This window comes from Qipengyuania sp. R86523 (genome assembly GCF_044596365.1).
Classification (GTDB): Bacteria; Pseudomonadota; Alphaproteobacteria; order Sphingomonadales; family Sphingomonadaceae; genus Qipengyuania; species Qipengyuania citrea.
In genome coordinates, this window is record NZ_CP138997.1 from 1,809,384 (window position 1) to 1,833,271 (window position 23,888).

At 65.1% G+C, this 23,888-nt stretch carries 21 protein-coding genes; 15 read left to right on the forward strand and 6 right to left on the reverse strand.

From position 1 onward, the window contains the following. Positions 1 to 26 precede the first annotated feature (26 nt). Positions 27 to 686, forward strand: coding sequence for an RlmE family RNA methyltransferase (locus SJY12_RS08885; protein ID WP_050599447.1), 660 nt, complete (start codon positions 27 to 29; stop codon positions 684 to 686). Positions 687 to 749: 63 nt separating this feature from the next. Here SJY12_RS08885 and SJY12_RS08890 read toward each other — a convergent pair whose 3' ends face one another. Further along, entirely contained in the window at positions 750 to 1,451 is a 702-nt protein-coding gene (locus SJY12_RS08890; RefSeq protein ID WP_397505122.1) for a c-type cytochrome, read from the reverse strand. Positions 1,452 to 1,586: 135 nt separating this feature from the next. Between SJY12_RS08890 and SJY12_RS08895 the strand changes: the two genes are divergently transcribed. Then, positions 1,587 to 2,480, forward strand: a complete 894-nt coding sequence (locus SJY12_RS08895) for a prephenate dehydratase (protein WP_050599449.1) — start codon at positions 1,587 to 1,589, stop codon at positions 2,478 to 2,480. 42 nt (positions 2,481 to 2,522) lie between these two features. Here the strand turns inward: SJY12_RS08895 and SJY12_RS08900 are convergent, their stop codons facing one another. Next, positions 2,523 to 3,620: an isoaspartyl peptidase/L-asparaginase family protein gene (locus SJY12_RS08900; RefSeq protein ID WP_063511602.1), complete on the reverse strand. Its 1,098-nt coding sequence runs from the start codon at positions 3,618 to 3,620 to the stop codon at positions 2,523 to 2,525. 109 nt (positions 3,621 to 3,729) lie between these two features. On the opposite strand from SJY12_RS08900, the gene SJY12_RS08905 reads away from it, so the two are divergent. The 4 genes from SJY12_RS08905 (at position 3,730) to SJY12_RS08920 (ending at position 7,636) form a co-directional block, all read left to right on the forward strand. After that, a complete protein-coding gene (locus SJY12_RS08905) occupies positions 3,730 to 4,971 on the forward strand; it encodes a mechanosensitive ion channel (protein ID WP_397505123.1) in 1,242 nt (413 codons plus the stop codon). Between the two features lie 167 nt (positions 4,972 to 5,138). Beyond that, entirely contained in the window at positions 5,139 to 6,287 is a 1,149-nt protein-coding gene (gene ispG / locus SJY12_RS08910) for a flavodoxin-dependent (E)-4-hydroxy-3-methylbut-2-enyl-diphosphate synthase (protein WP_063505071.1), read from the forward strand. A gap of 73 nt (positions 6,288 to 6,360) precedes the next feature. Next, complete coding sequence (locus SJY12_RS08915; RefSeq protein WP_397505124.1) at positions 6,361 to 6,867, forward strand: TIGR02281 family clan AA aspartic protease; 507 nt, start codon at positions 6,361 to 6,363, stop codon at positions 6,865 to 6,867. 61 nt (positions 6,868 to 6,928) lie between these two features. Continuing rightward, a complete protein-coding gene (locus tag SJY12_RS08920; protein WP_341858667.1) occupies positions 6,929 to 7,636 on the forward strand; it encodes a murein L,D-transpeptidase catalytic domain-containing protein in 708 nt (235 codons plus the stop codon). Positions 7,637 to 7,657: 21 nt separating this feature from the next. On the opposite strand, the gene SJY12_RS08925 is transcribed toward SJY12_RS08920, so the two are convergent. Beyond that, positions 7,658 to 9,085, reverse strand: coding sequence for a L,D-transpeptidase family protein (locus SJY12_RS08925; protein WP_397505125.1), 1,428 nt, complete (start codon positions 9,083 to 9,085; stop codon positions 7,658 to 7,660). Positions 9,086 to 9,260: 175 nt separating this feature from the next. Here SJY12_RS08925 and SJY12_RS08930 point away from each other — a divergent pair, with 175 nt between their 5' ends. The 4 genes from SJY12_RS08930 (at position 9,261) to SJY12_RS08945 (ending at position 14,839) form a co-directional block, all read left to right on the forward strand. Then, positions 9,261 to 10,118, forward strand: coding sequence for a DMT family transporter (locus SJY12_RS08930; protein ID WP_397505126.1), 858 nt, complete (start codon positions 9,261 to 9,263; stop codon positions 10,116 to 10,118). 202 nt (positions 10,119 to 10,320) lie between these two features. Then, positions 10,321 to 12,996, forward strand: coding sequence for an aconitate hydratase AcnA (acnA, locus tag SJY12_RS08935; RefSeq protein WP_063512958.1), 2,676 nt, complete (start codon positions 10,321 to 10,323; stop codon positions 12,994 to 12,996). Positions 12,997 to 13,025: 29 nt separating this feature from the next. Then, on the forward strand, positions 13,026 to 13,745 hold the full coding sequence (locus SJY12_RS08940; RefSeq protein ID WP_397505127.1) for a 2OG-Fe(II) oxygenase: 720 nt from the start codon (positions 13,026 to 13,028) through the stop codon (positions 13,743 to 13,745). Between the two features lie 74 nt (positions 13,746 to 13,819). Next, positions 13,820 to 14,839 (forward strand): hypothetical protein, encoded by a 1,020-nt coding sequence (locus SJY12_RS08945; protein ID WP_397505128.1) that lies wholly within the window; start codon positions 13,820 to 13,822, stop codon positions 14,837 to 14,839. A 142-nt stretch (positions 14,840 to 14,981) separates the two neighbouring features. Here the strand turns inward: SJY12_RS08945 and ruvB are convergent, their stop codons facing one another. After that, positions 14,982 to 16,007, reverse strand: coding sequence for a Holliday junction branch migration DNA helicase RuvB (gene ruvB, locus SJY12_RS08950; RefSeq protein ID WP_397505129.1), 1,026 nt, complete (start codon positions 16,005 to 16,007; stop codon positions 14,982 to 14,984). 62 nt (positions 16,008 to 16,069) lie between these two features. On the opposite strand from ruvB, the gene SJY12_RS08955 reads away from it, so the two are divergent. Beyond that, complete coding sequence (locus SJY12_RS08955) at positions 16,070 to 16,405, forward strand: GIY-YIG nuclease family protein (protein ID WP_397505130.1); 336 nt, start codon at positions 16,070 to 16,072, stop codon at positions 16,403 to 16,405. A 41-nt stretch (positions 16,406 to 16,446) separates the two neighbouring features. Here the strand turns inward: SJY12_RS08955 and SJY12_RS08960 are convergent, their stop codons facing one another. Both SJY12_RS08960 and ruvA read right to left on the reverse strand, forming a co-directional pair. Next, positions 16,447 to 16,977 carry a DsrE family protein gene (locus SJY12_RS08960; RefSeq protein ID WP_397505131.1) on the reverse strand — a complete coding sequence of 177 codons (531 nt, stop codon included), beginning with the start codon at positions 16,975 to 16,977 and terminating at the stop codon, positions 16,447 to 16,449. Beyond that, positions 16,974 to 17,576, reverse strand: coding sequence for a Holliday junction branch migration protein RuvA (gene ruvA / locus SJY12_RS08965; RefSeq protein WP_050599462.1), 603 nt, complete (start codon positions 17,574 to 17,576; stop codon positions 16,974 to 16,976). Before ruvA ends, SJY12_RS08960 begins: the two co-directional genes overlap by 4 nt. 79 nt (positions 17,577 to 17,655) lie before the next feature. Here ruvA and aroC point away from each other — a divergent pair, with 79 nt between their 5' ends. The 4 genes from aroC (at position 17,656) to katG (ending at position 23,797) form a co-directional block, all read left to right on the forward strand. Continuing rightward, entirely contained in the window at positions 17,656 to 18,723 is a 1,068-nt protein-coding gene (gene aroC, locus SJY12_RS08970) for a chorismate synthase (protein ID WP_063505786.1), read from the forward strand. Between the two features lie 336 nt (positions 18,724 to 19,059). Continuing rightward, positions 19,060 to 19,626 (forward strand): alkyl hydroperoxide reductase subunit C, encoded by a 567-nt coding sequence (gene ahpC, locus SJY12_RS08975; protein WP_050599515.1) that lies wholly within the window; start codon positions 19,060 to 19,062, stop codon positions 19,624 to 19,626. Between the two features lie 168 nt (positions 19,627 to 19,794). Beyond that, complete coding sequence (ahpF, locus tag SJY12_RS08980) at positions 19,795 to 21,384, forward strand: alkyl hydroperoxide reductase subunit F (protein WP_397505132.1); 1,590 nt, start codon at positions 19,795 to 19,797, stop codon at positions 21,382 to 21,384. A gap of 196 nt (positions 21,385 to 21,580) precedes the next feature. After that, complete coding sequence (gene katG / locus SJY12_RS08985) at positions 21,581 to 23,797, forward strand: catalase/peroxidase HPI (RefSeq protein ID WP_397505133.1); 2,217 nt, start codon at positions 21,581 to 21,583, stop codon at positions 23,795 to 23,797. Positions 23,798 to 23,888: the final 91 nt, after the last annotated feature.

The window sequence follows — 23,888 nt, forward strand, 5'->3', positions numbered from 1 at the left end:
GCACCGAACGCAATGAGGAATAAATAATGTCACGTTCGGGCAAGGATCGCGATACGCGCGTGCGCACGTCGAAGAAGCGGACGGCCAGTTCGACCCGCTGGCTGCAGCGCCAGCTCAACGATCCCTATGTGAAGCAGGCCAAGGCCGATGGATACCGCAGCCGCGCCGCCTACAAGCTGATCGAGCTGGACGAGAAATTCAGCCTGCTCAACGGCGTCACCCGGGTCGTCGACCTCGGCATAGCGCCAGGCGGGTGGAGCCAGGTGGTGCGCAAGCGCAAGCCCAGGGCGCATGTCGTGGGGATCGACCTGCTCGAGGTCGAACCGATCGAAGGCGTCACGATCCTGCAAATGGATTTCATGGCCGACGACGCGCCGCGGGCACTCGAGGAAGCGCTGGGCGGCAAGGCCGAACTGGTGCTCAGCGACATGGCCGCCAATACGGTCGGTCACAAGCAGACCGACCATCTGCGCACCATGGGTCTGGTGGAAGCGGGCGCCTGGTTCGCCATTGAAAACCTCGCGCCGGGGGGCACCTACCTCGCCAAGGTCCTGGCGGGCGGTACCGACACCGACCTGCTCACGCTGCTCAAGCAGCATTTCCGCACCGTGAAACATGCCAAGCCGCCCGCGAGCCGCAAGGATTCAAGCGAGTGGTATGTGATCGCGCAGGGCTTCAAGGGCTGATCGTCCCACAAAAAAGCCCCGCCGAAGCGGGGCTTTCCTGAAGCAGTCAGCCTGCCGGACGGCTTATTCGTCGACCTTGGTCGCGCCATCGGTGTTGGTGGCGGCATTTGCAGTAGCGACCGGCTGGTCGGCGCTCATGCCAGCGGCCAATTCCGCAGCGCCGGCTTCGGCACCCTCGACCGGGCCGAGGCCGTCGCCGGGGAAGTCTTCGCTGACTTCTTCGGTTTCAGCCGGAGCCGGTTCGGGCTTGGCCGGGGCCCCGCCATAGGTCGACATGAATTCCATCACATTGGCGCGGTCTTCAGGCTTGCTAAGACCGGCAAAGCTCATCTTGGTGCCGCTGGCGAAAGCACGCGGGCTGGTCAGCCATTCGTCCATCGCTTCCCAGGTCCAGTCGCCGCCCTTCTCGGACAGGGCCGAGCTGTAGGCGAAGCCCGCGGCATGCGCGCCGATCGACGCGCCCATCACGCCATAGAGATTCGGACCGATGCCATTGGCCCCGCCCTGATCGATCGTGTGGCACGCGGTGCATTTGGCGAAGACCTTTTCGCCGGCCGCGGCATCGGCGCTGGCCAGCAGCGTGCCGAGATCCGGGCCCTCGTCGGCGCCGCCTTCCTCGGCTGCGCCCTCGATGAAATAACCAGCTTCTTCGGGATGCTCGGCGCTATCGGCATGGAAATACATGCCCGAAACGATGGAGGCGCCCAGCGCCACGATAGCAGCGCCAAGGACCCAGCCAGCAGCGGTGTTGAAACGATCGTCCATTGCGTAAAATACCCGGCGAAAATCGGTTGGTCAGATGGTTGCGCGCCGCTCTAGTGCGCAGCGCCGCCTTTCGCAAGGGTGCAGGCCGCAATAGCGCTTGATGCCGCGCGAACGCGACCGTAACGCCCGCAGACCATGCGCCAGTTCGCCAAACCTGCCCTCGCCCTTGTCGATTCGATGCGCGCGGCCGCGGCCGCCGACCCGGCGCGGGCGATCGCGTTCGGCGGCGCCCCCGGATCCAATTCGCACCAGGCCGCGATGCAGTTCGCGCCCGAAGCGCTGCCGCTGCCCTGCTTCAGTTTCGAAGATGCGCTGGCCGCAGTCGAAAGCGGCGCGGCGGGCTGTGCAATGATCCCGATCGAGAACAGCCAGCACGGCCGCGTGGCCGACATCCACTTCCTGCTTCCGGCCAGCGGGCTGTCGATCGTGGCCGAGCATTTCATGCGCATCACGCATTGTCTGATGGCCTTGGGGCCGGGCCCGTTCGAAGCCGCTTACAGCCATCCGCAGGCGCTCGGCCAGTCGCACCGCTTTCTGGGTGAGCGCGGGATCGTGGGGCTGAGCCATGCCGATACCGCAGGGGCCGCCGCCTTCGTCGCGGAAAGCGGCAAGCCCGACATCGCCGCCATCGCGCCGGCGCTGGCCGCAGATCTCTACGGGCTCGAAATCATCGAACGCGAGGTGGAGGACGCGCCCGACAACACCACCCGCTTCGTGGTGCTGGCGAAAGACCCGCTCGACCCCGCGCTGCTCGAAGGGTCGCGGGCGATGACCACCTTCATCTTCGAAGTGAAGAACATTCCCGCCGCGCTGTACAAGGCGCTGGGCTGCTTCGCGACCAATGGCGTGAACATGACCAAGCTGGAAAGCTACCAGAAGGGGGCAAGCTTCGCGGCAACGCAGTTCTTCGCCGATATCGAGGGCGCGCCGGGGGATGCCCGCGTGGACCTGGCGCTGGAGGAGCTGGCCTTCCAGACCAATGGCGTACGGCTGCTCGGCAGCTACGCGCAAGCCCGCCGCCGCGGCTGACCGGATCGGGACCGCGCAACGCCGCCGGCCGGGGGCGCTCGCCTATTCGTCGTCGTAGATCGCGACTTCGTTCATCCCAGCACTGGTCGCACGCCCGCGGTACATGCCGGAGGTGTTCATGCTGAACAACGGATGGCCTTCGCGCGTGACGACGATCACCCCACCATCGCCGCCGAGACTGCCGACATCCGCGATGACCGCATCGATCTCTTCCTGCGCCTGCGCTGCTTCTAGACCGAATTCGCTGGCATGGACGAGATAGGTCGGAATGCCTTCCTCATCGAGCGGTACGCGCGCCTGGGCAGCGTCGATCTCCGCACGGAAGCGATAGCGCAGCCGGGTGCAGATTTCCTGCGCGACACCGACCCGGATAAAGAATTCTCCCCACCCGGTGGCGGAAACCGCGCAGCTGCGATTGTCGGCATAGGTGCCGGCACCGATGATCGGCGCATCGCCGATCCGGCCCCAGCGCTTGCCGGTCATCCCGCCGGTCGACGTGCCCGCCGCCATGTTCCCATCGGCGTCGAGCGCGACCGCACCGACCGTGCCGAACTTGATGTCGACATCGAGCGCGCTGAGCTGTTCGGCCTTCATCCGCTCCAGCGCTTCCCTGCGGCGCGTGGTTTCGAACCATTCGGGCGGCATCGTTTCAAGCTGGTGGCTGGCGGCAAAGGCTTCCGCCCCGGTGCCGGCCAGCATCACATGCGGACTGTCGGTCATGACCTTGCGCGCCAGATCGATCGGATGGCGGATACCGGTCACGCCGGCCACCGCACCTGCATCGCGCGTCCGCCCGTCCATGATCGATGCGTCGAGTTCGATATCGCCGTCCCAGGTCAGCACGGCACCCCGCCCGGCATTGAACAGCGCATCGTCTTCCATCGGTTCGATCGCCGCCTGGATCGCATCCATCGCGCTGCCCCCGTCACGTAGCACTGCCGCACCTGCATCGAGCGCGCGCTGCAGCGCCGCGCGATAGGCGGCATCCTGTTCGGGCGTCATGTTCTCGCGCGCGATCGTGCCCGCGCCGCCATGGATGGCGATCGACCAGCCGGGCGTGTCCTGTGCGGTTGCAGGGGCCGCGAACAGCGCGAGAAGCGCAACCGACGCGGCGGCGATGGGGGCGAAAAATCCTCTCATGCCAGAGCGGTAGCACGGCTGCTTATCCACTTCACCCGGGAAAGCATTTTGTGGATTCGCGCCATGCATGGTAGCCCTTCCGTAACGTAAACCAATGGGGAGAGGTTTCGTGATTTTCGACCGTTATCGTTTCAACGAACAGGTGGCGATGGAGCTGGGGGAAAAGATCCTTCTGGCAATCGTCGCGCTGATCGTGACCTGGCTCATCGCGCGCGCTGCCAAATGGGCCTTCGCAAAACTCGTCGATGCCGTCGACTTCTTCAAGCGGGGGACCGGCAGCGGGCAATCGCTGGGCGAATCGCTGGGCAAGATCGTCAGCCTGCTGATCTGGCTGTTCGGCCTGCTGATCATTCTCAACATTCTCGAACTCGGCGGGGTCGCCGGGCCGATCGACAGCCTGCTCGAAAACGTCGTCGCATTCCTGCCCAATCTGCTGTGGGCGGGACTGATCTTCTTCATCGGCATGATGGTGGCACGGATCGTGCGCGACTTGGTCGTCACCACGCTGCAGACGGCCGATCTGGATAAATGGGCCAATCGCGGCGGGGTCGACAGCGTCACCGGGAACAGCACCATCAGCCGGACCATCGGCACCATCGTCTACGTTCTGATCGCGATCCCGGTGGCGATCGCCGCGCTCGAACAGCTGGGCATCGATTCGATCAGCGCACCGGCCAGCGAAATGCTGCGGATGATCTTTGCCGCGATCCCGAACATCATTGCCGCGGCCGTGCTGCTGGGGATCGGCTATCTCATCAGCCGCTTCGTGGTGCAGATCGTCAAGGAAATCCTGCCCGGCCTGGGCGTCGATCGCGCCATGGCCGAAAGCGGGCTGGTCACCGAAGGCACGACCGTGTCGGGCATCATCGCCCGCGTCGCGCAGGTGGCCATCATCCTGTTCTTCGCGATTGCCGCGACGAGGCTGCTCGGGTTTCCCGAACTGACCGCGATTCTCGACCAATTGCTCGAACTGGGCGGCCGGGTGATCTTCGGCGCGGTGGTGATCGCCTTCGGTTTCCTGATCGCCAACCTGCTCGCGCGGCTGATCGCAGGCGATGCGGGCGGGTCGACCGCGGGCACTATCGTGCGCTGGGCGACGATCATCCTGTTCGTGTTCATGGGCCTGCAGTTCACTGGTATCGGCGGGATGATCCCGGCCAATGCGCTGACGATCCTGATCGCCGGCGTCGCGGTGGCGGGTGCGCTCGCCTTCGGTCTCGGCGGCCGCGACTGGGCGGCACGCAAGCTCGAACAGATGGACAGCGATCTCGGCGGGACCGCAGCACCCACGCCGAAACCCAAGCGCGGCGCTGCCGCCAAATCGACCGACCCGCTGCCGCCGGGCGCCTAGGCCCCGCAGCAGGCGAATTCGCCGGAAGGGGCGCGGGGGGCATCCTCCCCGCGCCCTTTTTCATGGGCGATCCGGCTTGCGGGGCCCGTCCGCTCGTAGAGAAAGCGGATGCCGCCTGCCGCAGCGCGTCATTGCCCCTTCATCCCAAGGGCTCTATATCGCCGGGCATGTCTTCCATCCGTCCCTGGCGCACGATCGAGCGCCGCCCGTCCCGCCAGATCATGGTCGGCAACGTCCCCGTCGGCGGCGATGCGCCGATAACCGTCCAGACCATGACCAACACGCCGACCGAGGATGTCGGTGCGACGATCGACCAGATCCGTCGCTGCGAGGATGCGGGCGCGGACATCATTCGCGTGTCGTGCCCCACCGCCGAGGCGACCGAACATTTCGACCGTATCACCAAGGCAGCGAATGTCCCGATCGTCGCCGACATCCACTTCCATTACAAACGCGCGCTCGAAGCGGCGGACAAGGGCGCGGCCTGCCTGCGCATCAACCCGGGCAACATCGGAAGCAGTCAGCGCGTGGCCGAAGTGGTCCGCGCCGCCAAAGCGAACGGCTGCGCGATCCGGATCGGGGTCAATGCGGGCAGTCTCGAGAAGGATCTGCTCGAAAAATATGGCGAGCCCTGCCCCGAGGCGCTGATCGAGAGCGCGCTCGACCATATCAAGCTGCTGCAGGACCACGACTTTCACGAATACAAGGTGGCAGTGAAGGCAAGCGACGTGTTCCTTGCCGTCGCGGCCTACCACGGCCTCGCCGACGCGGTGGACTGCCCGCTGCATCTGGGCATCACCGAAGCGGGCGGATTGATCGGCGGTACGGTCAAGAGCTCGATCGGCATGGGCAGCCTGCTGTGGGCCGGTATCGGGGACACAATCCGCGTGTCGCTGTCGGCCGAGCCCGAACAGGAAGTGAAGGTCGGTTACGAGATGCTCAAGGCGCTCGGCTTGCGCACCCGCGGTGTCCGCGTCGTGTCGTGCCCGAGTTGTTCGCGCCAGGGTTTCGACGTCATTCGCACGGTCGAAACGCTCGAGAAACGGCTCGAGCACATCAAGACCCCGATGAGCCTCTCGGTGCTCGGCTGCGTGGTCAATGGCCCCGGCGAGGCGCGCGAGACCGACATCGGCATCACCGGCGGCGGCAATGGCAAGCACATGGTCTATCTGTCGGGGGTGACCGATCACCATGTGCAGAGCGGCGACATGCTCGACCATATCGTTGCGCTGGTCGAAGCCAAGGCCGCCCAGATCGAAGCGGGCGAGGCAGTGGCCTTCGATCCGCATGCCGCTCCTGCGCAGGCCGCCGAATAGCGCCTTTACGCCGTTTTAAGCCAAAGCGGTGCACGGTGCCGCGATGCGCATCGCGGTTCTCCTTGCCATAGCCGTGGCAGCCTTCCTCGGCGCAACGCTGGTGCCCGGCGACGGGCCCGAGCCAGCAACCGGTGATGACGGACCGCATGCCCCGCAGCCGGCGAAGGCAGAAACCTCCGGTGGATCCAGCGACAGCTACGCGGCATGGGTCGCCGGGACCACCGAACTTCCCCGCGCTGCCGACGGGCATTTCTACGCCGAAACGCAGGTCAACGGCGCACAGATCGACATGCTGGTGGACACCGGGGCCAGCGTGGTGGCGCTGACCGGTGCCGATGCGCGCGCAGCAGGGTTGATGTGGTCCGCCGCCGATATCCGGCCGATAGCGCAGGGCGCTTCCGGTCCCGTGGCGGGAATGGCCATCACACTCGACCGGGTTACGCTTGGCGGTCACGAAGCGCGCAACGTTCGCGCGATCATTGTGCCGGAAGGACTCGGCGTATCGCTGCTCGGCCAGAGCTTTCTTGCCTCGGTGCAACCGGTCCGGATCGAGCAGGACCGGATGGTGTTGGGCGAATGAACCGCGCGGTCCGCCGCAATCCCGTTGTCGCCTGCCGCACCGCACTGTTAGGTTCCCGCGCATGAATCGCCGCGATCTTATCAAGGGCTCATTGGCAGCGACCGCTGCCGCCGCCCTGCCCGCCCGCCTGTTCGCGCAGGTCAATCCCACCGCCGCCCGCGATGCGAAGCTGATGGTGATCGCGCGCGACGAACTGGCCCGGGCGGGTACCAGCATCTGGCGCAGGGACATTGTCGGCATCGCGGATTTCGGCCTGCATTCTTCGCAGAAGCGGTTTCACTTCGTCGATCTCGAGAACGAACGGGTAACCAGCTATCACGTCAGCCATGGTACGGGTTCGGACGGCGAACACGATGGCTGGCTCAAGCGCTATTCGAATATCGAGGGGAGCGAAGCGTCCAGCCGCGGGGCCTTCATGACCCGCAGCTGGTATGTCGGGCGCTATGGCACTTCGCTGCGACTCGACGGGCTCGATTCGACCAATTCCAACGCCCTGCCCCGCGCCATCGTGATGCACCCGGCGAGCTATGCCACGCCCGGACATGTCGATCGCTGGGGCCGGCTCGGCCGCTCGAACGGCTGCTTCGCCATGGGGCCCGAACAGTTCGACCGCGCGCTGATCGACCTGTCGGGTGGGCGCCTGCTGGTTTCGGGCAGCTACGGGATCGCGCAGGACGGCAGCGCCGTCAGCCCGCCGATCGCCCAATACGACCTGCTGCGCCGCCCGGACGGAACGACGTTCAGCCGCACCAGCCCGAGCGCTTACTGACCGACGCCCGGTCGGGCGACCTCAGCTCGTCTGCAGATCGTCGACGATCTCGACCGCTTCCTCGCTCGTCTCGCGGGCCCGGTCGTCCTGGCGCGGCGCATCGAGCGCGGCCAGTACGGGGGCGTCGCGGCCATAAATGTCGTCGAACTGGCGCAGCTCGCCGTTCACATCCACACCGTAGGTGAAATAGGTGATGTAGGCGGGCCACTGCTTTTCCATCGGGTAGCGCGTGTACTTGCCCGACGCGGTGATTTCGGAAACCTCCTGCTGGATCGCAGGCAGGTCCTCGCGGCTCTTGGCATTGCCAAGCATGGCCATCGTCATCGCCAGTTCGCGGGCACCCTGAACGCGAATGCACCCGTGGCTAAGCGCGCGGACGTCACGCGCGAACAGCGATTTCGCGGGCGTGTCGTGGAAGAAGATCGCGTGCGGGTTGGGCATGTCGAGCTTCATCAGGCCGAGCGAATTGCCCGGCCCGGGCTGCTGGACCACGGTGATCCAGCCGTTGGCGCCCTTGGTCGCCGTGTAGTTGTTGGCACGCGCCCAGCCGGGATTGTTGAGCACTTTCGCGCCCAGCCCTTCGCCCTTCACGATCGATTGCGGCACGGTCCAGGTCGGGTTGAAGATCACCGCCTCGACCATTTCGGAAAGCTGCGGCGTCGCGGTGCGGCCGGGCTTGCCCACCACCACGCGGTAGTGCTTGATGATCTTGTCGTTGACCGTCAGCCGCAGCTGGTATTCGGGCACATTGGCAAGCAGATATTGCTTGCCGAGATCCCGGGCGAGCCAGCGCCACCGGTCCATATTGGCGCGGATCAGCTTGCGCTTGGCGGGGTCGCTCGTGCGGGCGAGCTCTTCCTTCAAACGCGCGTAATCGGGCGAAACCGGATTGAGCGCGCGCAGCGTTCCGGCGATGTCGCCCGTCTCGACGGCCGTCTCCAGCAGGCGGTGCGAGGGCAGCACGTCCGGGTCGGGATCGACCACGAACCACTGGCGCCGTGCATCCATCGGCGTGCGCCCATCGCGCAGATCCTCGACCAGCCAGATGAAGATCTCGCTCGCCACAGCGTCGAGCGCCGGGCCCCGGCCCTGCGCGATTGCGGCGGCCAGCGCTTCAGCGCGGTAGTCACCGGGGACGAGCCCCTCGTCGGCCACCGTGGGAATGAAGGCGAGCAGCTTCTCAGCCTGCGCGAGCGTCCACTCGCGTTCGAGCACGGGCAATTGCTGGACCACTTCGCCCGACGACATGCGGATATCGTCGAAACTTTCCTCTACGCTGGGCTGCGCGGCGGGTTGCGGCGCGTCACGGGTATAATCGGGCAGTGGCTCGGTAACCCGGGCCGGTTCGGGCGGCAGCAGGTCTTCGGGCGCACTGTCCTGCGCGAAGACCGAGGTCGCGCACAGCGCGGCGCCCATTGCGGAACCGATAATCAGACGAAAACGTGTCATATGTCCTACCAGATGCGCCCACGCACCGGTGCGGCGCGTGTGGCTTGATAATTGCCCAATGCCCCAAGCTAATCCAATATCCCGGCTTTCACGAGGCTGAATTGTCCGTGACGGCTCGCTTGCCCCCGGATAGGAATTGGCAGTGCGCACCGATCACGCCCTCTTGCCCATGCTGATGGCAGCGCTGGCCGTCGCCAGCCTGGCTTTGATGGACGCTTACATGAAAAGCGCGGCGCTGGCCGTGGGCGCGCTGAGCGCGGCCTGGCTGCGCTCGCTGATCGCCACGGGAATCGCGCTGCCGCTGTGGCTGGCGCGCGGCGGGCGCTGGCCGCAGCGAGCAGTGCTCACGCTGCATCTGCAACGCTCGGTCGTGGCGACTTTCATGGCACTGACCTTCTTCTATGCGATTACCAAGCTGCCGCTGGCCGAAGCCATCGCCATCAGTTTCGTCGCGCCGCTGATCGCGCTCTATCTCGCGCGGCTGATGCTGGGCGAGATCATTCGCCGCGAGGCGATCGCCGCTTCGCTGCTGGGTTTCGCCGGCACGCTGGTGATCATCGGCGGCAAGGTGGGCCAGGCCGAATTCGACCGCGATACCGCGCTCGGGCTGGCCGCGATCCTGACTTCCGCCATGCTCTACGCCTACAGCTTCATCCTGATCCGGCGGCAATCGCAGGTTGCCGGCCCGGCCGAGATCGCGACCTTCCATTCGGGCGTGTCGGTGCTGCTGCTCGGCATGGCAGCCCCCTTCCTGTTCGAGATGCCGGACAGCGACACGCTGCGCGACCTCGCCGTGGCGGCGGTGCTCACGGTTATCGGGGCGATGGCTTTCGCCTGGGCCTACGCCCGCGCCGAGGCGCAGGTGCTGGTCCCACTCGAATATTCGGGCTTCCTGTGGGCTTCGGTGTTCGGCTGGCTGTTCTTCGCCGAACGGCTGACCCTGCCGACCCTGGCGGGCACCGCGATCATCGTCGGCGCGTGCTGGCTGGCGGCGCGCGGCAGGCGCCCGGCCCCGCCGCCCGATACGATCTGAACGATCTGTCGAACCGCCAAGCGTGCAGGCTGGCGCGGATGCACGAAACCGTAGCGGCAGGCGAAGCCCGCGCCGCCGATCGACGCTTGCCGCAATGCCGCACACTTGATTTTTTCCCCGTTCCGGCGCAGGGGCGCGGCACATTCTGCGGCCCCGCCCATTGGTCGGGTAACGGCTTACAAACGAAAGGATCAACGCGCGCATGACCCAGGTCGGCAAGGACACGCTCGGAACCCGCTCCACTCTGACAGTGAACGGCAAGGACTACGCCTATTACTCCTTCGCCAAGGCGGCGGAAAAGCTGGGCGATGTTTCGAAGCTGCCTTTCAGCCTCAAGGTGCTGCTGGAGAACATGCTGCGGTTCGAAGACGGTGGTTTCACCGTCAGCACCGACGATGCCCAGGCGATCGTCGACTGGCAGAAGAACCCGGCCACGGGCAAGGAAATCCAGTACCGCCCGGCGCGCGTGCTCCTGCAGGATTTCACCGGCGTGCCCTGCGTGGTCGACCTTGCTGCCATGCGCGATGCGATCAGCAAGCTCGGCGGCGATACCGCCAAGATCAACCCGCAGGTTCCCGTGAACCTCGTGATCGATCACTCGGTGATGGTCGATGAATTCGGCCACCCCAAGGCTTTCGAAAAGAACGTCGAACTCGAATATGCCCGCAATGCGGAGCGTTACGACTTCCTCAAGTGGGGTTCGAAGAGCTTCGAGAACTTCTCCGCCGTGCCTCCGGGCACCGGCATCTGCCACCAGGTGAACCTGGAATATATCGGCAAGGGCGTGTGGTCGACCAATGACCCCGAAGGCGAAGCGGTTGCCTATCCCGACACCTGCGTGGGCACCGACAGCCATACCACCATGATCAACGGCCTCGGCGTGCTTGGCTGGGGTGTCGGCGGGATCGAGGCCGAAGCCGCAATGCTCGGCCAGCCAATCTCGATGCTGATCCCCGAAGTGGTCGGATTCAAGCTGACCGGCGCGATGGCCGAAGGCGTGACCGCCACCGACCTCGTGCTGACCTGCGTGCAGATGCTGCGCGAAGTCGGCGTGGTCGGCCGGTTCGTCGAATTCTACGGCGAAGGCGTTGCGGGGCTGACCCTCGCCGACCGTGCGACCATCGCCAACATGGCCCCCGAATACGGCGCAACCTGCGGCTTCTTCGGCATCGACGACAAAACGCTCGAATACATGCGCCTCACTGGCCGCGACGAAGAAACCATCGCGCTGGTCGAAGCCTATTCCAAAGAACAGGGCATGTGGTTCACCCCCGAGGCCGAGCCCGTCTTCACCAAGACGCTCGAGCTCGACCTGTCGAAGGTCGTACCGAGCCTCGCCGGTCCCAAGCGTCCGCAGGACCGCGTCGCGCTGCCCGAGGTCGACGAGCTGTTCAACACCGACCTCAAGTCGATCTACGGCAAGGACAAGCCGCTGCGCGTCGACGTCGAAGACACGCATCACGATGTCGGCGATGGCGACGTCGTGATTGCCGCCATCACCAGCTGCACCAACACGTCAAACCCCGATGTGCTGATCGCTGCCGGCCTCGTCGCCAAGAAGGCGCATGAAAAGGGCCTCAAGCCCAAGCCGTGGGTCAAGACCAGCCTCGCTCCCGGCAGCCAGGTCGTGACCGACTATCTCGTCAAGTCGGGCCTCCAGGACGATCTCAACGCCATGGGCTTCGATCTCGTCGGCTATGGCTGCACCACCTGCATCGGCAACTCGGGCCCGCTCGCGCCGCCGATTTCCAAAGCCATCAACGGCAATGACATCGTCGCTGCCTCGGTGCTGTCGGGCAACCGCAATTTCGAAGGCCGCGTATCGCCCGATGTGCGCGCCAACTTCCTCGCCAGCCCGCCGCTCGTGGTGGCCTACTCCATCCTTGGCACGGTCACGAAGGACATCACCGAAACCCCGCTCGGCCAGGACCAGCAGGGCAATGACGTGATGCTTGCCGATGTCTGGCCGACCAACGAGGAAATCGCCCAGCACCGCGCGGCCAATATCGACCGCCAGATGTTCGAAACCCGCTACGCCGATGTCTACAAGGGCGATGAGCACTGGCAGGGGATCAAGGTCGAGGCCAGCGACACCTATCGCTGGAACCCGACCAGCACCTATGTCGCCAGCCCGCCCTTCTTCGAAGGCATGGAAATGACGCCCGCCCCGGTGACCGACATCACCGACGCAAAGCCGCTGGCGATCCTTGGCGATTCGGTCACCACGGACCACATCTCGCCTGCCGGTTCGATCAAGGAAGACAGCCCTGCGGGTTCCTATCTGCAGAGCCACCAGGTCGCCAAGCAGGACTTCAACTCCTACGGCTCGCGCCGCGGCAACCACGATGTGATGATGCGCGGCACCTTCGCCAACATCCGCATCAAGAACGAGATGGTCCCCGGCGTCGAAGGCGGCGTGACGACCTACAATGGCGAACAGATGCCGATCTACGATGCGGCAATGAAGCACAAGGAAGACGGCACCCCGCTGGTGGTCGTTGCCGGCAAGGAATACGGCACGGGTTCGAGCCGCGACTGGGCCGCTAAGGGCACCATCCTGCTTGGCGTCAAGGCCGTGATCGTCGAAAGCTACGAGCGTATTCACCGCTCGAACCTGATCGGCATGGGCGTGCTGCCGCTGCAGTTCAAGGATGGCGATACGCGCAACAGCCTCGGCCTGACGGGAAGCGACAGCTTCACGATCAAGGGCCTCGCCGATCTCAGCCCGAGCCAGGACGTCGAAGTCGAGGTGACCCGCGAGGACGGTTCGACCTTCAGCTTCACCGCGCTGTGCCGCATCGATACTGCGAACGAGATGGAATATTACCGCAACGGCGGCATCCTCCACTACGTTCTGCGCAAGCTCGCGGCCGCCTGATCCCGTCCGACCGGAAGCGGTAGGCGCCGATGACGCTTATCGGTCGCCTGTCGCGGTTTCTGGGGCGAACCCCAACCGAACCTGAAGCCGATCCCGCCATCATGCGCGGGATCGGCGACCGCGTCCGCCGGAAGCTGCGGGCAGACCCCCGCATCGAACCGCGTGGCGGCAAAAAAGCCGACCTGTTCCTCCTGCGCGGTTTTCTCGACGAAGCGGAGTGCCGCCGGCTGATCGCAATCATCGACAGCCGTATTCAGCCCTCCGTACTGTTTACCGACAAGGCTTCACCGCGCGGACGGACGAGTTCGACGCATTTCTTCGCGAAGGAAATGCCCGAAACGCGTGCGCTGGCCGAACGCATTGCCGCGGTTACGGGGATAGGGCTACGCCATGCCGAACCGCTGCAGGGGCAACGCTATCGCCGGGGCGAGGAATACCGGCACCACCGCGACCATTTCCTGCTTGATCGCCCGCACTGGCAGACCGAACGAAATCGCGGTGGCCAGCGAAGCTGGACCGCGATGGTCTATCTGAACACACCCGAGGCCGGCGGTGCGACCGCGTTTCCCGCGCTCGACCTGACCATTGCGCCCGAACCGGGGATGCTGGTTGTGTGGGACAATATGGATCGCAAGGGCCGCCCCAACCGCGCGACACTGCATGCCGCGCTGCCGGTCGAAGCAGGCGTTAAATACGTCGTTACCCAGTGGTACCGGCAGGGCGAATGGAGCCTGCGCGGGCGCGATTGACCGCTGCCGCTATCGGCGCTCAGGCCGCTCGCTTGATCCGGAACTTGCGCCGCCCGAGAATCGCGGCCGCGGCCATGCCGAACAGCGCCATCATCGGCGGGGCGGGTACATCGGTGCCGCTGCTGCTGCCCGAAGTCGACGAGCTGGTCGAGGACGAGGACGAGGTCGAGCTTGATGTCGAAGTCGAGGACGACGTGGAAGTCGAGCTCGACGTGCTCGTCGAGGACGACGAACTGGTGCTGGTGGTGACGTTGCCGCTCGAGGTCGAAACTTCGCCGGTGGAGGTGCTGACCGAACCGGTCGAAGTGGAGACTTCGCCCGTCGAGGTGCTGACCGAACCCGTCGAGGTGGAGACTTCGCCGGTCGAGGTGCTGACCGAACCGGTAGAAGTGGAGACTTCGCCCGTGCTCGAACTGGAACTCGTCGTCGTCGAGACTTCACCGGTCGAGGTAGAGGTGCCGCCGGTCGAGGTCGAAGTCGAGGATCCACCGGTCGAACTGGTCGTCGACACGTCGACATTCACCACCGGAGGCTCGCCGCCGCTGGTGGTGGTCGAATTGACGATCACGCTGCCGCCGCCGCTCGATCCGGAGAAGAAGCCGCCGAAGAAGCCGCCGCCGAAACCACCACCGAAGCCGCCGCCGCCGCTTCCGCCGGCAATCGACCGCGATGCGCCACCACCGCCAACGGGAGCCGATGCGGGCAGCGGCGGAACGGGGACGGGCGCCATCGCCTGGCGATACACCGGCGGGCAGATGTTGTTCGGATTGTTCGCTGCAGCCGCCGAATCGGCGGGAACGCATTCGACCTGCCGCGGGATCGTGCGGCCACGCGGTACGGTCGGCCGCGGCACGGCGCGCGGGGTCGCCTGCTTGACGTATTTGGCCTGCTTGACCGATTTCGACTTGTACTGCGGATTGTCGGTAATCGGGCGCTCGGCGACGTGGACCGCCCCGCCTGCGAGCAGCGCACCACCCGCCGCCGTGGCCGAGAGTTTAGCGAGAGCTGATTTGACCGACATTATAAAACTTCCTGTTGCGACCGAAAAAGGGAAGCAATTTGCGTCCCTTAAGGCGATCCTTGAGTTGTTTTAACGAATCACCCCCCGGCGAATCGCGTGTATTCAGGATCGCAATTACCGCCAGAAAGTAAATTTTTCGCGGAATTGCGAGGCTTTCGCAAGCTTCGTCCCGTTTCGGGACCTTCCGTGCCACGGTTCTTACCGCAGCGCTAACCTCATTCGTCGAACATGTCGCTCTGCGGCCCCGAGGGCGGCGCCAGCCCGAGATGACTCCAGCCGCCATCGTTGAGGCAGCGCCCGCGCGCGGTTCGCGCGATCAGGCCGAGCTGGATGAGATAGGGCTCGATCACCTCCTCGACCGTGTCGCGAGGCTCGCTGAGACCTGCCGCCAGCGTTTCCACCCCGACCGGCCCGCCTTTGTAGGTGGTGGCGATCATGGTGAGATAGCGCCGGTCCATCGCATCGAGACCGAGGCTGTCGACTTCGAGCCGGGTCAGCGCCTCGTCGGCCACGCGGCTGGTCACCACCGCCTCGCCCAGCACGCTGGCGAAATCGCGCACTCGGCGCATCAGCCTGCCCGCCACGCGCGGCGTCCCGCGGCTGCGGCGGGCGATCTCGCGCGCCCCGCCCTCATCGATCCCCATGCCGAGCAGCCCCGCACCGCGCGTGACCACGCGGAGCAGCTCGTCCTCGGTGTAGAAGTTCAGCCGCACGGGGATACCGAACCGGTCGCGCAGCGGCGTGGTCAGCAAGCCCTGCCGCGTGGTCGCGCCGACCAGCGTGAACGGCGGCAGGTCGATCCGCACGCTGCGCGCGGATGGCCCTTCGCCGATGATGATATCGAGCGCCCGGTCTTCCATTGCCGGGTAAAGCACTTCCTCGACCACCGGATTGAGCCGGTGGATCTCGTCGATGAAGAGCACATCGTTGGGCTCGAGATTGGTTAGCAGCGCGGCGAGGTCGCCCGCCTTGGCGATCACCGGCCCGCTGGTGGCGCGAAAGCCGACGCCCAGTTCCTTGGCGACGATCTGCGCCAGCGTGGTCTTGCCGAGACCGGGCGGGCCGAAGAACAGCACATGGTCCATCGCCTCGCCGCGGCCCTTGGCGGCCTCGACGAAGACGCGCAGATTCTCGCGCGCCGCCTTCTGCCCGACAAATTCGGCAAGGCTCTTGGGGCGCAGCGCGGCATCGGGGTCCTCGGGCTGGCGCTCGGCCGAATGGAGGGGAACGGGTTCGGTCACACTGCCCCCATACCGTCATGCTGAACTTGTTTCAGCATCCAATGCGCGGCAATCACCGGAGGATGCCGTTCGAACGCGAACCCTGCGTCTACATCCTCGCGAGCCAGCCGCGTGGAACGCTGTATATCGGGGTCACATCCGACCTTGCGAAGCGGCTCTGGCAACACCGCGAAGGCGTTACCGGCGGCTTCGTCGCACGGTACAAGGTCCATCGCCTCGTGCGCTTCGAAATGTTCGGCGGCATGGAGGCGGCGATCCTGCGCGAAAAGCAGCTGAAGCGCTGGCACCGTCAATGGAAGATCAATCTGGTCGAGCGAGACAATCCGCATTGGGTCGATTTTGCGATCGACCTTGGGTTTGATCCGCTTGCTTCGAGAAGGGCGAAAGATGGATCCTGAAACGAGTTCAGAATGACGGGGGCTTGAGGTTTCCTCTTTCCTCAAAACGGGCTCACCGTGTAGCCTGCCTGTTGCAATTGCGCATGCGCGGTCATGGCGGACAGCGCGAGTTCGACGCCGGGGATGAAGTCCGCCTTGGCCACGCCATGGGCCGCCGCGCTCTGGCCGCAGACGATGAAGCGCACGCCGTAGTCGAGCAATTGCGTGACCATCGCGCGCGAGTGGTTGTCCTCGGCGTCGAGCAAATCCTTGACCGCGCCGCCGTGCACAACCACCGCGATCCGCATGTTCGCCGGGTCGACCGCGTGCGAGGCGTGCATGTTGATGAAGCGTGCGGCGCTTTCGAACCCGCGGTTGCGCGTGCCCGCATCGGCCTGTCCGGCAACGTCGAAGGCAATCGCGAATTCGGTATCGGGAGCGAAGGTGTCGATACCTTCGACCGGGGCATGGGCACCGAACTCCTCGAAGATCGGACCGGTCCGAAACGCGCTCATGTCCTGTGCGCTGGCCGCGCCTGCGAACAGCGCGGCAGCGGCCGCCAGTATCGTGTAGCGTTTCGCCGTCACCGTCATCCCGCTGCTTTCTTCAAGGCGACGCGGATCAGCTCGCCCTCGCTTGCACTCTCGCCCAGCTCGCCCTGCGCCGAGGCGACCGCGCGCGCGGCGACCGCGGGCTTGAAGCCGAGGTTTTCCAGCGCGCTCACCGCATCGGCGCTGGCCCCGCCCCTTGGCAGTGCGGCTGCGCCCACGCCGGCAGCAACGCCGGGCAGCGCGCCCGCCTTGTCCTTGAGTTCGTTCACGATCCGCGCGGCGAGCTTGGGGCCAACGCCATTGGCGCGTGCAATCATTGCGGCATCGCCCTGCGCACAGGCCGTCTGCACTTCCCCCGTCGACAGCGCCGAGAGGATCGCCAGCGCGACCTTGCTGCCCACCCCCTGGACCTGCGTCAGCAGGCGGAACCAGTCGCGCTCCGCCGCATCGGCAAAGCCGAGCAGGCGCATGTCGGTCTCGCTCACCTGCAGATCGGTATAGACGGTGCAGGCCTCGCCGCGCTCGCCCAGCTGGCTGAGCGTGCGCGCCGAACAATGGACCAGATAGCCCACGCCCGCGACATCGATCACCGCCCAGTCGGTGCCGGTTTCGTCGAGCAGGCCCTTCAGCTTCGCAATCATGGTTTGTTCTTGGCCCTCAAGAAGGATTTGGTCCAGCGAGAATGGACAGGCGCCCACAGTTGCGGGCATGAGATGTGGCATGAGCTGGAACACCTTCGGACGGACGCTGCGCTTCACCACCTGGGGCGAAAGCCACGGGCCCGCGATCGGGGCAGTGGTCGACGGTTGCCCGCCGGGGCTGCCGCTGGCCGAAGAAGACATCCAGCCCTTCCTCGATGCGCGCAAGCCGGGGCAGAACAAGTTCACCACCCAGCGCAAGGAACCCGATGCGGTCCGCATCCTGTCAGGCGTGTTCGAAGGCACCACCACGGGCACGCCGATCTCGCTGCTGATCGAGAACACCGACCAGCGGTCGAAGGATTATTCCGAGATCGCCAACACCTACCGCCCCGGCCATGCCGATTACGCCTATGATGCCAAATACGGGCTGCGTGACTATCGCGGCGGCGGGCGTAGCAGCGCACGCGAAACCGCAATGCGCGTGGCCGCGGGCGCGGTGGCGAGGCTGGTGATCCCCGAGGTGTCGATCCTCGCCTATGTCGCCGAGATCGGCGGCGACAGGATCGATCCGGCGAATTTCGATACCGAGGAAATTGCGCGCAATCCCTTCTGGTGCCCCGATGCCGCGGCGGCGAAACGCTGGGAGGCAATGGTCGACGAAGCACGCAAGGCCGGCTCTTCGCTGGGCGCAGTGGTCGAATGCGTCGCCACCGGCGTGCCTGCGGGATGGGGCGCCCCGATCTATGCCAAGCTCGACAGCGATCTGGCGGCAGGGATGATGAGCATCAATGCGGTCAAGGGTGTCGAGATCGGTGACGGCTTCGATGCCGCCCGGCTGACCGGCGAACAGAACGCCGATGCGATGTCGCCGGGCGACGACGGACCCGAATTCGCGGCCAATCACGCGGGCGGCATCGCCGGCGGCATCTCGACCGGCCAGCCGGTCGTCTGCCGGGTGGCGTTCAAGCCGACCAGTTCGATCCTGACCCCGGTCGACAGCATCGACCGCCAGGGGCAGGCAGCGCAGGTCCGCACGAAGGGCCGCCACGACCCCTGTGTGGGCATCCGCGGCACACCGGTGGTAGAAGCGATGATGGCGCTCGTCCTGGCTGACCACAGGCTGTTGCACCGTGCGCAGTGCGGGTAGGCACGGCAGGCCGTCGCATACCTCCCCATTCCAGCGCGCCGAGCACGCTAGCCCTTGACGATCGGTCGCCGATCCGTGGGATATGCCAGCGTCTCGAACCCCGCCGCATGTGCCCCGACGCTACCAGACTTCGGGTAGAGAAAGGGGCCTTGATTGCGGGAAACGCAACCAACTCAGTCGAGTCGTTGCGCTTTACGAAAGTTCCATCGGATTGATCGATTATTCCGATACGGGCAATCGCATCATATCGCTTTTGTGCATCGCAACAGCGCCTATCTGGGGGTCACGAGTTACCACCCGAACCGTTTCAACCCGAACACACGGAGAACCACCACCATGGGTATCATCGGAAGCCAGATCAAACCGTTCACCGCCACCGCCTTCCAGGCCGGCAAGGACTTCTTCGACGTCACTGACGAAGACGTGAAGGGCAAGTGGGCCGTATTCTTCTTCTATCCGGCCGACTTCACCTTCGTCTGCCCGACCGAGCTCGAAGACCTCGGCGAACAGTATGCCATGCTCCAGAAGATGGACGTCGAAGTCTACGGCGTGTCGACCGACACCCACTTCAGCCACAAGGCATGGCACGACACTTCGGAAAAGATCGGCAAGCTTCAGTTCCCGTTCCTGGGTGACCAGAACCACGTTCTCGCGCGCAACTTCGACGTGCTGCGCGAAGGCGTCGGCCTGGCCGATCGTGCCACCTTCGTGGTCGATCCCGATGGCGTGATCCAGATCATGGAACAGACCTGCGAAGGCGTCGGCCGCAATGCCAACGAACTCGCGCGCAAGATCAAGGCGGCACAGTACGTCCGCGCCAATCCCGGCCAGGTCTGCCCGGCAGCCTGGGAAGAAGGCAGCGACACGCTGGCTCCCTCGCTCGACCTCGTCGGCAAGATCTAAGCGTTCATCCGCTGGAAAGTTCGGGCGCCGTAACGGCGCCCGTACAAAAGCCCGAGCCTGACTCGGGTCGCTGGAAGGCCCGGGGCACCCTCCCCCTCCCCCCGCCCCGGGCCTTTTCACCCCCCTCGATTTTCTGCACCGTTTCCTCTCGAAACCCGGAGTCCGCCCATGCTCGACGCAACGATGACCCAGCAACTGAAGACCTATCTCGCCAATCTGCGCGAGCCGGTCGAGCTCGTCGCCTCGCTCGGGGATGACGACAAGAGCGCGCAGACGCGCGAACTGCTCGAAGAGATCGCCGCGCTGCACGACCTCGTCAGCGCCAGCTTCGACGGCACCGACAGCCGCAAGCCCAGCTTCGTGATCCGCCGCGCCAGCGATGCGGAAAAGTGGGTCCGCTTTGCCGGACTGCCGATGGGGCATGAGTTCACCTCGCTGGTGCTCGCGCTGCTGTGGGCCGGCGGCCATCCGCCCAAGGTCGATGCCGACCTGCTAGAACAGGTCCGCGGGCTCGAGGACGACTTCAATTTCGAGATGTATTTCTCGCTGTCGTGCCACAACTGCCCCGACGTGGTGCAGGCGCTGACGCTGATGGCGCTCGAAAATCCGCGCATCACCGCCACGTTGATCGAAGGCGGCACCTTCCAGGACGAGGTCGACAGCCGCGACATCATGGCGGTGCCCGCAACCTTCCTCAACGGCGAACCGTTCTATAACGGCAAGATGGAACTGGCCGAGATTCTCGCCAAGATCGATACCGGCAGCGAAGCCAAGGCGGCCGAGAAGCTTGCCGCGAAGGACCCGTTCGAAGTGCTGGTGGTGGGCGGCGGCCCGGCCGGTGCGGCGACCGCGATCTACACTGCGCGCAAGGGCTTTCGCACCGGCGTCGCAGCCGAACGCTTCGGCGGGCAGCTGCATGACACGCTGGGGATCGAGAACCTGCCCGGCACGCCCTATACCGAAGGGCCGAAGCTGGCCGGCGAACTCAAGCGGCATGTCGGCGACTACGATATCGACCTGATGGATCTGGCGCAGGCGGTCAAACTGGTTCCGGCTAGCGAAAAGGGCGGCCTGCACACGGTCGAACTGGGCAACGGGGCCAGCCTCAAGGCCCGCAGCCTGATCCTCGCCACCGGGGCCCGCTGGCGCAACATGGGCGTCCCCGGCGAAGCCGAATACCGCAACAAGGGCGTGGCCTATTGCCCGCATTGCGACGGGCCGTTGTTCAGGGGCAAGCGCATTGCGGTCATCGGCGGCGGCAATTCGGGCGTCGAAGCGGCGATCGACCTGGCCAAGACCGTCGGCCATGTCACACTGATCGAATTCGATACCAAGCTGCGCGCCGACGAAGTGCTGCAGGCCAAGCTCCGCTCGCTGCCCAATGTCGAGATCGTCACCAATGGCCAGACGACCGAGATCACCGGCGCCAACGGCAAGGTCAACGGCCTGCGCGTGAAGGACCGCGCAAGCGGCGATGAGCGCACGATCGAGCTCGAAGGCGTGTTCGTACAGATCGGCCTGGTGCCCAACACCGAATGGCTCGAGGACAGCGGGCTCACGCTGACCAAGCACGGCGAGATCGCCACCGACGAGGAAGGCCGCACCAATCTGCACGGCGTGTTCGCCGCCGGCGATGTCACCGATGTGCCGTACAAGCAGATCGTGGTGGCAATGGGCGAAGGATCGAAAGCAGGTCTGTCGGCCTTCGACTACCTCATCCGCAATGAGCCTGCACAGGAAGTGGCACAGGCCGCCTGACCGGCGTCCTCAGTCATTTGCAAGGCGCCGTCATCCTCACCGGATGGCGGCGCTTTTCGCATGTGCTGCACGGCCTGCCGTATCATCGGCAAATCCAATCCGAGAGACGCAATTAATCGATTGGACGAATTACCGGGAAAGGCCCATCCCTTACTCCGAGACATATTTCGAGTCATAATAAGCGGAGAAACGGACAATGGATGCCAAGACCGGTGAAATGAGCGGCTGCCCCTTCCATGGCAATGGCGGCACGCGTGACCTGCTCGGGCGGACCAATCGCGACTGGTGGCCCGACCAGCTGCAGATCGACATCCTCCAGACCGAGGGCCGCAATCCCGACCCGATGGGCGAGAACTTCGATTATTGCGAAGCCTTCAACGCGCTCGATTACGGTGCGCTGAAGGAGGACCTGAAGGCGCTGATGACCGATAGCCAGGAATGGTGGCCGGCCGATTACGGGCATTACGGCCCGTTCTTCATCCGCATGGCGTGGCACGCTGCGGGCACCTATCGCACCGGCGACGGCCGCGGCGGGGCTTCGAGCGGGCAGCAGCGCTTCGCTCCCCTGAACAGCTGGCCCGACAACGGCAATCTCGACAAGGCACGGCGCCTGCTGTGGCCGATCAAGCAGAAATACGGCAAGCACATCAGCTGGGCCGACCTCTTCGTCCTCACCGGCAATGTCGCGATCGAATCGATGGGCGGTCCGGTGTTCGGCTTCGGGGGCGGCCGCAAGGACGTGTTCGAACCCGAGATGGTCTATTGGGGTTCGGAAGAGCAGTGGGTCGACCAGGGCGTCGAAACGCGCATCATCCCCGATGAAGGCAAGGCGCTCGAAAATCCGCTCGCCGCGATCCAGATGGGCCTGATCTACGTCAATCCCGAAGGCCCCGGCGGCAACCCGCACGACGCCGAAGGCATGGCGCGCGACATGCGCGAAACCTTCGCCCGTATGGCGATGAACGACGAGGAAACCGTCGCGCTGACCGCGGGCGGTCACGCCTTCGGCAAGTGCCACGGCGCGGCCCCGTCGGACACGTTCGGCACCGGTCCCGAAGGCGAAGGCCTGCACCGCATGGGCTTCGGCTGGCTGACCGATCCCGAGGAAATCGGCAAGGGTCATATCACCACCAGCGGGATCGAGGGCGCGTGGACGCCCAATCCGACGCAGTGGGGCAATGACTATTTCCGCCTGCTGTTCAAATATGATTACGAGCTCACCCAGAGCCCTGCAGGCGCGAACCAGTGGACCCCGATCGATCCCGATCCGGAAGACATGGCACCCGATGCCCGGGACCCGGACAAGAAGGTTCCGACGATCATGACCACGGCCGACATGGCGTTGAAGCGCGACCCCGAATATCGCAAGATTTCGGAGCGTTTCCTCAACGACCAAGCCGCGCTCGACGATGCATTCGCCCGCGCCTGGTTCAAACTTACGCACCGCGACATGGGTCCCAAGGTCCGGTACCTCGGTTCGGAAGTCCCCGCCGAAGACCTGATCTGGCAGGATCCGATCCCCGCCGGCACCACGCCGTCGGACAGCGCGGTGGCCGACTTCAAGAAAGCGGTCCTCGATAGCGGACTGTCGGTCAGCGAACTGGTCAAGGCGGCCTGGGCCTCGGCCTCGACCTACCGCAATTCGGACCACCGCGGCGGTGCCAATGGCGCGCATATCCGCTTCGATGCGCTGCGCAACTGGGCGGTCAACGATCCGGATGAACTGGGCAAGGTGCTGGCCAAGCTCGACGAGCTGCGCGGCGACATCTCGATGGCCGATGCCATCGTGCTGGGCGGCGCGGCAGCGATCGAGAAGGCGGCCAAGGACGGCGGCTTCGACGTCAGCGTCGATGTCACCACCGGCCGCGGCGATGCGCGCGAAGATCAGTTCGATGCCGAAAGCTGGGAGCCGCTCGAACCGTTTGCCGACGGCTTCCGCAACTACCTAAAGACCAAGGCTTCGGTGAAGACCGAAGACATGCTGGTCGACAAGGCGCATCTGCTCGGCCTTTCGACGCCTGAAATGACCGTGCTGCTGGGCGGGATGCGTGCGCTGGGCGCCGTGTCCAAGCACACCCAGCACGGCAACAGCATCGGTGTTCTCACCGACCGTCCGGGCGTGCTGTCGAACGACTTCTTCGTCAACTTGCTCGAAATGGGCACGGTGTGGGAAGTCATCGACGAGAGCGGCGACGAGGAGTTCGTCGGCAAGTGCCGCCTGAAGGGCGATGTCAAATGGCACGCCACGCGCACCGACCTCGTCTTCGGTTCGAATTCGCAGCTGCGTGCAGTTGCCGAGGTCTACGCCGAAAACGGCCACGAACAGAAGTTCGTCGACGATTTCGTCAGCGCATGGACCAAGGTGATGGACGCCGACCGGTTCGATATCGGCTATGCCAAATACCACGACTGATTAACCGGCGACCCTTGGTCATCCACCGAGAACCCCCGGCGCATGCGCCGGGGGTTTTTCATGCGCAGCTGATGTTTGTTTGATTGCGTCG

Coding starts and splice junctions, on each gene's coding strand:
- SJY12_RS08885 (WP_050599447.1), top strand. CDS start 27: ATGTCACGTTCGGGCAAGGATCGCGATACGCGCGTGCGCACGTCGAAG.
- SJY12_RS08890 (WP_397505122.1), bottom strand. CDS start 1,451: ATGGACGATCGTTTCAACACCGCTGCTGGCTGGGTCCTTGGCGCTGCT.
- SJY12_RS08895 (WP_050599449.1), top strand. CDS start 1,587: ATGCGCCAGTTCGCCAAACCTGCCCTCGCCCTTGTCGATTCGATGCGC.
- SJY12_RS08900 (WP_063511602.1), bottom strand. CDS start 3,620: ATGAGAGGATTTTTCGCCCCCATCGCCGCCGCGTCGGTTGCGCTTCTC.
- ispG (WP_063505071.1), top strand. CDS start 5,139: ATGTCTTCCATCCGTCCCTGGCGCACGATCGAGCGCCGCCCGTCCCGC.
- SJY12_RS08920 (WP_341858667.1), top strand. CDS start 6,929: ATGAATCGCCGCGATCTTATCAAGGGCTCATTGGCAGCGACCGCTGCC.
- SJY12_RS08925 (WP_397505125.1), bottom strand. CDS start 9,085: ATGACACGTTTTCGTCTGATTATCGGTTCCGCAATGGGCGCCGCGCTG.
- SJY12_RS08930 (WP_397505126.1), top strand. CDS start 9,261: ATGGCAGCGCTGGCCGTCGCCAGCCTGGCTTTGATGGACGCTTACATG.
- acnA (WP_063512958.1), top strand. CDS start 10,321: ATGACCCAGGTCGGCAAGGACACGCTCGGAACCCGCTCCACTCTGACA.
- SJY12_RS08940 (WP_397505127.1), top strand. CDS start 13,026: ATGACGCTTATCGGTCGCCTGTCGCGGTTTCTGGGGCGAACCCCAACC.
- SJY12_RS08945 (WP_397505128.1), top strand. CDS start 13,820: ATGCCGAACAGCGCCATCATCGGCGGGGCGGGTACATCGGTGCCGCTG.
- SJY12_RS08955 (WP_397505130.1), top strand. CDS start 16,070: ATGCCGTTCGAACGCGAACCCTGCGTCTACATCCTCGCGAGCCAGCCG.
- SJY12_RS08960 (WP_397505131.1), bottom strand. CDS start 16,977: ATGACGGTGACGGCGAAACGCTACACGATACTGGCGGCCGCTGCCGCG.
- ruvA (WP_050599462.1), bottom strand. CDS start 17,576: ATGATTGCGAAGCTGAAGGGCCTGCTCGACGAAACCGGCACCGACTGG.
- aroC (WP_063505786.1), top strand. CDS start 17,656: ATGAGCTGGAACACCTTCGGACGGACGCTGCGCTTCACCACCTGGGGC.
- ahpC (WP_050599515.1), top strand. CDS start 19,060: ATGGGTATCATCGGAAGCCAGATCAAACCGTTCACCGCCACCGCCTTC.
- ahpF (WP_397505132.1), top strand. CDS start 19,795: ATGCTCGACGCAACGATGACCCAGCAACTGAAGACCTATCTCGCCAAT.
- katG (WP_397505133.1), top strand. CDS start 21,581: ATGGATGCCAAGACCGGTGAAATGAGCGGCTGCCCCTTCCATGGCAAT.